Source organism: Streptomyces sp. NBC_01077 (assembly GCF_045162855.1).
Lineage (GTDB): Bacteria > Actinomycetota > Actinomycetes > Streptomycetales > Streptomycetaceae > Streptomyces.
Window position 1 is genome coordinate 2,838,521 of the sequence record NZ_CP108669.1, and the last position, 11,481, is coordinate 2,850,001.

Annotated in this window: 11 protein-coding genes; 3 read left to right on the top strand and 8 right to left on the bottom strand. The window is 70.5% G+C overall.

Going from position 1 to position 11,481, the window contains the following annotated elements; genetic code table 11:
- Positions 1–2 precede the first annotated feature (2 nt).
- Genes zwf through pgl form a run of 3 tightly spaced genes read left to right on the top strand, consistent with a single transcriptional unit; the run spans position 3 to position 3,348 of the window.
- Positions 3–1,535, top strand: coding sequence for a glucose-6-phosphate dehydrogenase (zwf, locus tag OG462_RS12675; RefSeq protein WP_406057390.1), 1,533 nt, complete (start codon positions 3–5; stop codon positions 1,533–1,535).
- Positions 1,532–2,569 carry a glucose-6-phosphate dehydrogenase assembly protein OpcA gene (gene opcA / locus OG462_RS12680; protein ID WP_406057392.1) on the top strand — a complete coding sequence of 346 codons (1,038 nt, stop codon included), beginning with the start codon at positions 1,532–1,534 and terminating at the stop codon, positions 2,567–2,569. Before zwf ends, opcA begins: the two co-directional genes overlap by 4 nt.
- Entirely contained in the window at positions 2,566–3,348 is a 783-nt protein-coding gene (gene pgl, locus OG462_RS12685; RefSeq protein ID WP_406057394.1) for a 6-phosphogluconolactonase, read from the top strand. Before opcA ends, pgl begins: the two co-directional genes overlap by 4 nt.
- A 22-nt stretch (positions 3,349–3,370) precedes the next feature.
- Here pgl and OG462_RS12690 read toward each other — a convergent pair whose 3' ends face one another.
- The 8 genes from OG462_RS12690 to gap all read right to left on the bottom strand — a co-directional run bounded on the left by OG462_RS12690 (position 3,371) and on the right by gap (position 11,302).
- The gene (locus OG462_RS12690; RefSeq protein ID WP_406057396.1) at positions 3,371–5,002 is read right to left on the bottom strand and encodes a PH domain-containing protein; all 1,632 of its coding nucleotides are present in this window, start codon (positions 5,000–5,002) and stop codon (positions 3,371–3,373) included.
- Positions 4,999–5,499, bottom strand: a complete 501-nt coding sequence (locus OG462_RS12695) for a PH domain-containing protein (protein ID WP_406057398.1) — start codon at positions 5,497–5,499, stop codon at positions 4,999–5,001. The genes OG462_RS12690 and OG462_RS12695 overlap by 4 nt, the downstream gene beginning before the upstream one ends.
- Positions 5,500–5,510: 11 nt before the next feature.
- Positions 5,511–7,163 carry a glucose-6-phosphate isomerase gene (pgi, locus tag OG462_RS12700; protein ID WP_406066507.1) on the bottom strand — a complete coding sequence of 551 codons (1,653 nt, stop codon included), beginning with the start codon at positions 7,161–7,163 and terminating at the stop codon, positions 5,511–5,513.
- Positions 7,164–7,450: 287 nt separating this feature from the next.
- The gene (locus OG462_RS12705; protein WP_079044832.1) at positions 7,451–7,786 is read right to left on the bottom strand and encodes an RNA polymerase-binding protein RbpA; all 336 of its coding nucleotides are present in this window, start codon (positions 7,784–7,786) and stop codon (positions 7,451–7,453) included.
- Positions 7,787–7,863: 77 nt separating this feature from the next.
- Positions 7,864–8,094 (bottom strand): preprotein translocase subunit SecG, encoded by a 231-nt coding sequence (gene secG / locus OG462_RS12710; RefSeq protein WP_017238647.1) that lies wholly within the window; start codon positions 8,092–8,094, stop codon positions 7,864–7,866.
- A gap of 97 nt (positions 8,095–8,191) precedes the next feature.
- Positions 8,192–8,968: a triose-phosphate isomerase gene (gene tpiA / locus OG462_RS12715; protein WP_406057400.1), complete on the bottom strand. Its 777-nt coding sequence runs from the start codon at positions 8,966–8,968 to the stop codon at positions 8,192–8,194.
- A gap of 7 nt (positions 8,969–8,975) precedes the next feature.
- Positions 8,976–10,187, bottom strand: coding sequence for a phosphoglycerate kinase (locus tag OG462_RS12720; protein WP_406057402.1), 1,212 nt, complete (start codon positions 10,185–10,187; stop codon positions 8,976–8,978).
- Positions 10,188–10,291: 104 nt separating this feature from the next.
- Positions 10,292–11,302: a type I glyceraldehyde-3-phosphate dehydrogenase gene (gene gap, locus OG462_RS12725; protein WP_406057404.1), complete on the bottom strand. Its 1,011-nt coding sequence runs from the start codon at positions 11,300–11,302 to the stop codon at positions 10,292–10,294.
- Between the last annotated feature and the right edge of the window lie 179 nt (positions 11,303–11,481).

The window sequence follows — 11,481 nt, forward strand, 5'->3', positions numbered from 1 at the left end:
CTTTGAGCGCAGTCGACGGAGCCAACCCGCTCCGTGACGCCGCAGACCGACGGCTCCCGCGTATCGCGGGGCCGTCGGGCCTGGTGATCTTCGGCGTCACGGGCGATTTGTCCCGTAAGAAGCTGATGCCTGCTGTCTACGACCTGGCCAACCGCGGCCTGCTGCCGCCGGGCTTCTCGCTCATCGGCTTCGCCCGCCGGGAGTGGCAGGACGAGGACTTCGCGCAGGAGGTCCACGACGCCGTCGAGCAGCACGCGCGCACCCCGTTCCGCGAGGAGGTGTGGCAGCAGCTGATCCAGGGGATGCGTTTCGTCCAGGGCGACTTCGACGACGACGAGGCCTTCGAGCAGCTCAAGTCCACCATCGAGGAGCTGGACAAGGCGCAGGGCACCGGCGGCAACTTCGCCTTCTACCTGTCGGTCCCGCCGAAGTTCTTCCCCAAGGTCGTCCAGCAGCTCAAGAAGCACGGACTGGCCGAGCAGAAGGACGGTTCCTGGCGCCGCGCGGTCATCGAGAAGCCCTTCGGGCACAACCTGGTCTCCGCCAAGGAGCTCAACGAGGTCGTCCACGAGGTCTTCCCGCCCAACGAGGTCTTCCGGATCGACCACTACCTCGGCAAGGAGACCGTCCAGAACATCCTGGCGCTCCGCTTCGCCAACACCCTCTTCGAGCCGATCTGGAACCGGTCGTACGTCGACCACGTGCAGATCACCATGGCCGAGGACATCGGTATCGGCGGCCGCGCCGGCTACTACGACGGCATCGGCGCCGCCCGTGACGTCATCCAGAACCACCTGCTCCAGCTGCTCGCGCTGACCGCGATGGAGGAGCCCGCCTCCTTCGACGCCGACGCGCTCGCCGCCGAGAAGACCAAGGTCCTCGGCGCGGTGAAGCTGCCCAAGGACCTGGGCAAGTCCACGGTCCGCGGCCAGTACGCGGCCGGGTGGCAGGGCGGCGCGAAGGCCGTCGGCTACCTCCAGGAAGACGGAATCGACCCCCAGTCGAAGACCGACACCTACGCGGCCATCAAGCTGGAGATCGACAACCGCCGCTGGGCGGGCGTCCCCTTCTACCTGCGCACCGGCAAGCGGCTCGGCCGCCGCGTCACCGAGATCGCGGTCGTCTTCCAGCGCGCCCCGCACTCCCCCTTCGACCACACCGCGACCGAGGAACTCGGCCGCAACGCCATCGTCATCCGGGTCCAGCCGGACGAGGGCGTGACGATGCGGTTCGGCTCCAAGGTGCCCGGCACCCAGATGGAGATCCGGGACGTGTCGATGGACTTCGCGTACGGCGAGTCCTTCACGGAGTCCAGCCCCGAGGCGTACGAGCGGCTCATCCTCGACGTCCTGCTCGGCGACTCGAACCTCTTCCCGCGCGTCGAGGAGGTCGAGCTCTCCTGGAAGATCCTCGACCCGATCGAGCAGTTCTGGGACAAGCACGGCAAGCCCGCGCAGTACCAGTCCGGGACCTGGGGTCCGGTCGAGGCGGACGAGATGCTCGCACGAGACGGACGGAGCTGGCGCCGGCCATGAAGACCGACCTGACGGACACCACGTCCTCCAAGATCAACAAGGCGCTGGTGCTCGGGCGGCGGGCGATCGGCACCCCGGCCGTCGGCATGGTGCTCACCCTCGTCATCGTCACCGACGAGGAGAACGCCTACGACGCGCTGAAGGCTGCGAACGACGCGTCCCGCGAGCACCCCTCGCGGACGCTCGTCGTCATCAAGCGGGTCTCGCGCTCCCCGCGGGACCGCTCCAAGGCACGGCTCGACGCCGAGGTCCGCCTCGGCGCCGACGCCAGCACCGGTGAGACGGTGGTCCTCCGGCTGTACGGCGAGGTCGGCGACCACGCCCAGTCGGTGGTCCTGCCGCTGCTCCTCCCGGACGCGCCCGTCGTCGTCTGGTGGCCGGTGAACGCGCCGACCGACCCGGCGAAGGACCCGCTGGGCGCGCTCGCCCAGCGCCGGGTGACCGACACGTACGCCTCCGAGCAGCCCATCCAGGAGCTGACCGCGCGCGCGGACGCGTACACCCCGGGCGACACGGACCTCTCGTGGACCCGGATCACCCCGTGGCGTTCGATGCTCGCCGCCGCGCTCGACCAGGTCGTGTGCGAGGTGACCTCCGCCGAGGTGGAGGGCGAGGAGTTCAACCCGAGCGTCGAGCTGCTCGCCATGTGGCTGGCGGAGCGGCTGAAGATTCCGGTGCGCCGCTCGACGTCGGCGGGTCCCGGTCTCACCTCCGTACGGATGGAGACCAGCTCCGGCCCGATCGTGCTCGACCGGCCGGACGGCTCGCTCGCGACGCTCTCCATCCAGGGGCAGCCGGACCGTGCCGTGGCGCTCAAGCGCCGCGAGACGGCCGAGCTGATCGCGGAGGAGCTGCGCCGGCTCGACCCGGACGACACCTACGCGACGGCGCTCAAGTTCGGCCTTGAGCGGCTGGACGAGGAGGCGGCCGTGACCGCCCCCGCGCCCGAGCCGGAGGCCGCTCAGGCGGCGGCCGAGCCTGCGGCGAAGCCCGCCCCGAAGAAGGCCCCGGCCAAGAAGGCGGCGGCCAAGTGAGCACGCCGCAGCTGGTCGTCCACCGGGACAAGGAGCTGATGGCCGAGGCCGCGGCGGCCCGGCTGATCACGAAGATCGTGGACGCCCAGGCCGCCCGTGGCTCCGCCTCGGTGGTGCTCACCGGCGGACGCAACGGCAACGGCCTGCTGGCGGCGCTCGGTTCGGCGCCGGCGCGGGACGCGATCGACTGGTCGCGGCTCGACCTGTGGTGGGGCGACGAGCGGTTCCTGCCCGAGGGCGACCCCGAGCGGAACGTCACCCAGGCCCGGGAGGCGCTGCTCGACCGGGTGCCGCTCGACCCGGCGCGGGTGCACGCCATGCCCGCCTCGGACGGTCCGTACGGCAGTGATGTCGACGCCGCCGCAGCCGCGTACGCGGAGGAGCTGGCCGCCGCCGCGGGTCCCGGTGACCACGGCGGGGTGCCGACCTTCGACGTGCTGATGCTGGGCGTCGGGCCCGACACCCATGTGGCCTCGCTCTTCCCGGAGTTGCCCGCGGTCCGCGAGACCGAGCGGACGGTGGTCGGCGTGCACGGCGCGCCCAAGCCGCCGCCGGTCCGGGTCTCGCTGACCCTTCCGGCGATCCGGGCGGCCAAGGAGGTCTGGCTGCTCACGGCCGGTGCGGACAAGGCGAAGGCGGCGGCGATCGCGCTGTCGGGTGCGGGCGAGGTGCAGGCCCCGGCAGCGGGCGCCTACGGCCGCTCGCGCACGTTGTGGCTGCTCGACGCGGCGGCGGCCTCGGAGCTGCCGCGGAGTCTGTACCCGCCGGCGTCTGCCTGACGCGACGCCGCGGAGGCCCGGTTCACCCCTCGGTGGACCGGGCCTCCGGCGTCGGTACGGGTTCGAGGAAGGGCGTCAGCAGGTCCGGTACGGCCCCGGCGGCGAAGGTCAGGCCCTGGCTCTGGCCCGCGTCGAGGATGTCGTACGCGCCCGCTCCGGCCGCCGTGGTGGCGGTGAGGGTCAGGACGCCGGCGCGCCGCTGGAAGTACGACTGCTTGACGGTCCAGCCGATGACTCCGGAGCGCTGGAGGGCGACCGTTGCCCGCCGGACCGTACCCGAACGGGTCACCAGGTAGGCGCCGCTGACGCCGTGTCCGAGACCTCGGTACGCGTCGAGCGCGCACAGCACGGCGAGCGGACCGAGGACGACCGCGCAGCCGGCCGCCACGTACAGCAGGACCGGGGTGAGGAGGAGTCCGAGGAGGGCGAGGACCGCCACGGGCAGCAGGACGCTCCACAGCGCCCAGCGCACCCTCCGGGTGCGGGCGGCCCGGGGGTGGGCGGCGAGGGGCGCCCCGGTGGGAGGCTCCGGCTCGCGCAGGACCTGGGCGGCGACCCGGTCGGCGACGGCCCGCTCCACGGCCGGCAGCAGGTTCTTGAGGTCGGCGTGCTTGTCGTCGTCGTCCTTGACGAGACCGGTGGCGACGGCGTCGACGCGGGCCGCCCCGAACACGCGGACGCCGAGCGGCTCGACCAGCTCGATCCCGCGCAACCTGCGCTCCTCCATGGAGACCGAACGGGCGGTGAAGAGACCGCGGGAGACCCGCAGGGTCCCGCCGGGCTCGCGCTCCAGGTGGTAGTTCCACCACATCTCGACCCAGAGGCCGAGGGCGCCGACGGCCCCGACGACGGTGGCGAGGAGGACCAGGGCGACGATCATCCAGGGGATGGAGACGTCCTGGAAGCGGTCCCCTATCCAGTCGATGACCTTCCCCTGGGCGCCGAACCACTCGCTGACCTGCATGACGGCGCCGGCCGCCGCGCCGCCGAGGGCGGGGGCGAGGAAGGAGACGGGGGCGTAGCGGATCCAGCGCGGGTCGAGGGTCGCGAGGGTGTTGTCGTGGTCCGGGCCCTCGGGGGTGGTGGCGGCGCGGGCGAGCAGCTCCCGGCGCAGCCGCTCCCCCTCGGCCCGGGTGACCAGGTCGAGTTCGAGCGTGGAGTCACTGCCGCCGGTGTGCTCGCCGGTGCCGATGCGGACCTTGACGAGGCCGAGGACGCGCTGGAGCGGGTTGGCGGTGAGGTCGGCGCTGCGGATGCGCTCGCGGGCGAGCGAGCGGCGCTGGACGACGAGGAGTCCGGTGTGGAGTTCGACCCTCTCGGTGCCGACGCGGTAGCGGGTACGGCGGAGGCGGACGGTCTCCGCGAAGACGTCGGCGAGCAGGGCGAGGGCGACGCCCCCGGCGACCCAGGCGACGGCCTGCCACAGGGGGCGCGGCCCGGCGAGGGCGAAGACGACGGGCAGTGCGGCGCCGACGAGGACGCCACCGAAGAGGACGACCCGGACGAGGACGGTACGGGGATCGAGGCGGAGCCAGTCCGGACCTTGGTTCCCGTCGGTGGCCGGGGCCGGACCCTGGTTCCCGTCGGTGGCCGGGGCCGGACCCTGGTCCTCCTCCGCCGCCGCCTTCTCCCCCGCGGCCCGGCCCTCGCTCATGTGGCGTCTCCGGGGGTGGCCTGCGTGATGACGGTCAGCCGCTCGGCGAGCTCGGCGGCCAGCTCGTGGTCGAGGCCCTCGATCCGGATCGCGCCCTTGGACGAGGCGGTGGTCACCGTGACCGTGGCGAGCCGGAAGGCCTGCTCCAGCGGGCCGCGTGAGGTGTCGACGGTCTGGATCCGGGACATCGGCGCGATCCGCCACTCCTGCCAGAAGGCCCCCGTGCGGACGTAGACGGCGTCCTCGGTGACCTCCCAGCGGTGCACCCGGAACCACCAGGCGGGGAAGAACACGGTGCAGGCGAGGCCCACGGCCGCCACGGCCCCGGCCGCGACCAGCAGCCAGAGCCGGGCGGGCCCGATGAAGGCGCCGAGGACGCCGAGGACCGCCACCGGTACGGCGGTGGTCGCCAGGAGCTGGCTCCGCCACCAGGTGACGGCCCGTTCGTCCACGGCGTTCCTTGGCGGCCGCAGCCGCACCGCGTTCTCCCCCCTCATGGCGCTACGCCCTACCGTCCGCGCAGCGAGCGGTAGGCGGAGACGAGTCCGGCGGTGGAGCTGTCGAGGTGCTCGCCGCCCTGGCCCTCCGTCAGGACCGGCTCGATCCGCTTGGCGAGGACCTTGCCGAGTTCGACACCCCACTGGTCGAAGGAGTCGATGTTCCAGATCGCGCCCTGGACGAAGACCTTGTGCTCGTACAGCGCGATGAGCTGGCCGAGGACGGACGGGGTCAGTGCGTCGGCGAGGATCGTGGTGGTGGGGTGGTCGCCCTGGAAGGTCTTGTGCGGGACGAGCTCCTCGGGGACGCCCTCGGCCCGTACCTCCTCGGGTGTCTTGCCGAAGGCCAGCGCCTGGGTCTGGGCGAAGAAGTTGGCCATGAGCAGGTCGTGCTGGGCGACGAGGCCGGGCAGCAGATCGTCGACCGGCCGCGCGAAGCCGATGAAGTCGGCCGGGATGACCTTGGTGCCCTGGTGGATCAACTGGTAATAGGCGTGCTGCCCGTTGGTGCCCGGGGTGCCCCAGACGACGGGTCCGGTCTGCCAGTCGACCCGGTTGCCCTCGCGGTCCACCGACTTGCCGTTGGACTCCATGTCGAGCTGCTGGAGGTAGGCGGTGAACTTGGACAGGTAGTGCGAGTACGGCAGGACGGCGTGCGCCTGGGCGTCGAAGAAGGCGCCGTACCAGACGCCGAGGAGGCCGAGCAGCAGCGGCGCGTTCTCCTCGGGCGGGGCCGTACGGAAGTGCTCGTCGACGAGGTGGAATCCGTCGAGCATCTCGCGGAAGCGCTCCGGGCCGATGGCGATCATCAAGGAGAGGCCGATGGCGGAGTCGTACGAGTAGCGGCCGCCGACCCAGTCCCAGAACTCGAACATGTTCGCGGTGTCGATGCCGAACTCCTCGACCTTCTCGGCGTTGGTCGAGAGGGCCACGAAGTGCTTGGCGACGGCGTCCTGGCCGGCGCCCAGGCCCGTGAGGAGCCAGTTCCGCGCGGAGGTGGCGTTGGTGATCGTCTCGATGGTGGTGAAGGTCTTCGAGGCGACGATGAAGAGCGTCTCGGCGGGGTCGAGGTCGCGGACGGCCTCGTGGAGGTCGGCCCCGTCGACGTTGGAGACGAAACGGAGCGTCAGATCCCGCTGGGTGAAGGAGCGCAGGACCTCGTAGGCCATGGCGGGGCCGAGGTCGGAGCCGCCGATACCGATGTTGACGATGTTCTTGATCGGCTTGCCGGTGTGGCCGGTCCACTCGCCCGCGCGGACCTTGTCGGCGAACACGCCCATCTTGTCGAGGACGGCGTGCACGCCGGGAACGACGTTCTCCCCGTCGACCTCGATCACGGCCCCGCGGGGGGCGCGGAGCGCGGTGTGGAGCACCGCGCGGTCCTCGGTGGTGTTGATCTTCTCGCCGCGGAACATGGCGTCGCGCAGCTCGGCGACGCCGGTGACGGCGGCCAGTTCGCGCAGCAGGGTCAGCGTCTCGTCGGTGACGAGGTGCTTGGAGTAGTCCAGGTAGAGGTCGCCGACGCGCAGGGCGTAGCCGGTGCCCCGCTCTGCGTCGGCGGCGAACAGGTCCCGCAGATGGGTCTCGCCCAGCTGCTCACGGTGCTTGCCGAGGGCCGCCCACTCGGGCAGCCGGTTGAGCCTGGTGCGGCCTTCGTTGTTCATCTCGGACATCGCCCACTTCTTCTCGTACTGCTTGTCTGCCCCGCTGCCTCTCCAACCTAATTGATCAGGGGGGCCAGTGACGCGACGGCGAGGGTGCGGCGGGTACGAGGGCGGAGGGCAGCGCGGTGGCCGCGTCGCCGAAGGGGGTCCGCAGGATGGTGAGGGCGAAGGCGAGGGCGGACAGCGGGGCGATGCCGGCGCGTCCGAGTGTGCGGAGATGGCGAACGGGCCTTGCCCGCGAACAGAGTTCGCGGGCAAGGCCCGTTCGTCACGTCGTCACGCCACGCTCAGATCTCGCCGCGCAGTTTGGCCAGCGCCTCGGCGAGGATCGCCTCGCCGTCCGCGTCGCTGCGCCGCTCCCGCACATACGCGAGATGGGTCTTGTACGGCTCCGTGCGCGGCGGGTCCGGCGGGTTGTCCCGGTCCTGCCCGGCCGGGAAGCCGCACCGGGGGCAGTCCCAGGTCTCCGGGACTGCCGCCTCGCTGGCGAAGCTCGGCTGCGTCTCGTGCCCGTTCGAGCACCAGAAGGAGATGCGGGCGCGCGGCGCCGATTCGCCCCGCTCGGCCTCGCCCATCGGCCCCGCTCCGACCCGGCTTCCCCGGATCGCGTTGCCACTTGCCACGGTCGTAACTCCCTGCGTGATGGTGCTCGAAGATGCCCCAGTCTACGTAAGGCCCAACGCGCGTCCAGTGTTCGGAGTTACCCGTCCAACTTCATCAGCAGACCAAGTACCACAATGCAGGCGAACCAGAGCAGACCGACCACGACGGTGATGCGGTCCAGGTTGCGCTCGGCGACCGAGGAGCCACCGACGGAGGACTGCATTCCGCCACCGAACATGTCGGAGAGGCCGCCACCCTTCCCCTTGTGCATCAGCACGAGCAGCATCAGCAGCCCGCTGAAGACGATGAGGGCGATCGAGAACCCCATAACCACGGCTGGACCAACTTCCTCGGACTTATACGGACGGGGGCCGGGCACCTGCCCGACCCCCGCAAGGGTACGACGTAACTCCGCTACCGCATACTCACTGGTCGCGGAAGCGGACGATCTTGACGAACTCGTCGGCGTCCAGGGCCGCGCCGCCCACCAGGGCGCCGTCGACGTCCGGCTGCGCCATGATCGCGGCCACGTTGCCGGACTTGACCGAGCCGCCGTACTGGATGCGGACCTTGTCGGCCAGCTCCTGCGAGTACAGCTCCGCGAGGCGGCCGCGGATCGCCCCGCAGACCTCCTGCGCGTCGTCGGGGGTGGCGACCTCGCCGGTGCCGATGGCCCACACCGGCTCGTACGCGATCACGATGGTCTCGGCCTGCTCGGCCGGGACGTCCTTCAGGCCGCCGTCGAGCTGGGCGAGCGTGTACTCGACCTGCTGGCCGGCCTTGCGGATGTCGAGGCCCTCGCCGACGCAGAGGATCGGGGTCACGCCGTGCTTGAAGGCGGCCTTCACCTTGGCGTTGCAGACCTCGTCGTTCTCGGCGTGGTACTGGCGGCGCTCGGAGTGGCCGACGGCCACGTAGGCGCACTTGAACTTGGCCAGCATCGAGCCCGAGATCTCACCGGTGTAGGCGCCGGAGTCGTGCGCCGAGAGGTCCTGGGCGCCGTACTTGATCTTGAGCTTGTCGCCGTCGACCAGGGTCTGGACGGACCGCAGATCGGTGAAGGGAACCAGGACCGCGACCTCACAGGCGTCGTAGTCCTTGTCGGTCAGGGCGAAGGCGAGCTTCTGGACGTGGGCGATGGCCTCGAGGTGGTTGAGGTTCATCTTCCAGTTGCCCGCCATCAGCGGGGTGCGAGTGCTCATTTAGGGGTCAGTCCTCCAGTGCGGCGAGGCCGGGAAGCGTCTTGCCCTCGAGGTACTCGAGGGAGGCGCCGCCGCCGGTCGAAATGTGGCCGAATGCCTTCTCGTCGAAGCCCAGGATGCGGACGGCGGCGGCGGAGTCGCCACCACCGACGACCGTGAAGGCCGGGGAGTCGACGAGCGCCTGGGCGACGGCCTTCGTGCCCTCGGCGTAGTCGGGGTGCTCGAAGACGCCCATCGGACCGTTCCAGAAAACGGTGCCCGCGTCGGCGAGCTTCGAGGCGTAGAGCTTACGGGTCTCCGGACCGATGTCCAGGCCCTCCTCGTCCGCCGGGATGGCGTCCGCGGCGACCGTGGTCGGGTTGGCCGGAGCCTTGGTCTTCAGGTCGGGGAACTCGCCCGAGACCAGGACGTCGACGGGGAGGACGAACTCCACGCCGCGCTCCTTGGCGCGCTTCAGGTAGTCGAGGACCGCCGGGATCTGGTCCGCCTGGAGCAGCGAGATACCGACCTCGTGGCCCTGGGCCTTGAGGAAGGTGTACGCCATGCCGCCGCCGATGAGGATGCGGTCGGCCTTCTCCAGGAGGTGGTCGATCACGCCGAGCTTGTCGGAGACCTTGGCGCCGCCGAGCGCGACCACGTACGGCCGCTGGACGTCGTCCGTGAGCTTCTTCAGGACGCCGACCTCGGTGGCGATGAGGTAGCCCGCGGCGTGCGGCAGGCGCGCCGGGAGGTCGAAGACCGAGGCGTGCTTGCGGTGCACGGCGCCGAAGCCGTCGCCGACGTAGACGTCGGCGAGGGCGGCGAGCTGGTCCGCGAACGCGCCGCGTTCGGCGTCGTCCTTGGAGGTCTCGCCGGCGTTGAACCGCAGGTTCTCGATGACGGCGACCTGGCCGTCGGCGAGGCCCGCGACGGTGGCGGTGGCGGACTCGCCGACCGTGTCGGTCGCGAAGGCCACCTCGGCGCCGAGGAGCTCGCCGAGCCGCGCGGCGGCCGGGGCGAGCGAGAACGCCGGGTCCGGGGCGCCCTTCGGGCGGCCCAGGTGCGAGGCGACCACGACGCGGGCACCCGCGTCGGCGAGTGCCTTGACCGTGGGCACGACGGCGCGGATGCGGCCGTCGTCGGTGATGGTGGTGCCGTCGAGCGGCACGTTGAGATCGGCGCGGACGAACACCCGCTTGCCGGAGACGCCTTCGGCGAGAAGCTCGTCGATCGTCTTCATCTGTCACAGACTCCTTGGTACGCGGTGGAGCACACAAACAGGGCTCGCACAGCGCGGCGTTGCGCTGCCCGAGCCCTGCTCACATCGAAAGCCTGCCCTGAAGTTTAGAGCTGGCCGCCGACGAAGACGGTGAGGTCGACGAGACGGTTGGAGTAGCCCCACTCGTTGTCGTACCAGCCCAGGATCTTCACCGTGTTGCCTTCCTGGACCATGGTCAGGGAGGCGTCGAAGGTGCAGGAAGCCGGGTCGCCCACGATGTCCGAGGACACGATCTGGTCCTCGGTGTAGTACAGGATGCCCTTGAGGTCGCCGTCGTCGGCGGCCTTCTTGAACGCGGCGTTGACCTCGTCCTTGGTGACCTCGCGGTCGAGGGTGACGACCAGGTCGGTGGCGGAACCGGTCGGGACCGGGACGCGCATGGCGATGCCGTCCAGCTTGCCCTTGAGCTGCGGGAGGACCAGGGCGGTGGCCTTGGCGGCGCCCGTCGTGGTCGGGATGATGTTCTCCGCGGCGGCGCGGGCGCGGCGCAGGTCCTTGTGCGGGAAGTCCAGGATGCGCTGGTCGTTCGTGTACGCGTGGACCGTGGTCATCAGGCCCTTGACGATGCCGAAGTTCTCGTCGAGAACCTTCGCCATCGGCGCGACACAGTTGGTGGTGCAGGACGCGTTCGAGATGACGTTGTGCTGCGCCGGGTCGTACTTGTCCTGGTTGACGCCCATGACGATGGTGATGTCCTCGTCGGTGGCCGGAGCCGAGATGAGGACCTTCTTGGCGCCACCGGCGATGTGCTTCTCGGCGTCGGCCTTCTTGGTGAAGATGCCGGTCGACTCGATGACGATGTCGACGCCCAGCTGACCCCAGGGGATGTCGGCCGGGTTGCGCTCGGAGAGCACCTTGATGGTGCGGCCGTCGACGGTGATGGTGTCGGCGGTGTGGGTGACCTCTGCCTTGAGGCGGCCCAGGATGGTGTCGTACTTCAGCAGGTGTGCCGTGGTCGCGGTGTCACCCAGGTCGTTGACAGCCACGATCTCGATGTCAGCACCCTGCTCAAGGAGCGCGCGGAAGTAGTTCCGGCCGATGCGGCCAAAGCCGTTGATGCCTACGCGGATCGTCACGAACCGATCTCCTCGTTAGGTACGCCGGTGTGCTCGACGCCGGCGAGATTTTTGTTTTTGGGATGTCCCCGACCGCTTACGACCCTACCCCCACAGGACCCCCCGAGTGACATCCAGCGCATCCGTACGAGCCCGGAAAGTGAGGGAAAACGGCCGACGGCCCGTACCTACCAACGGGT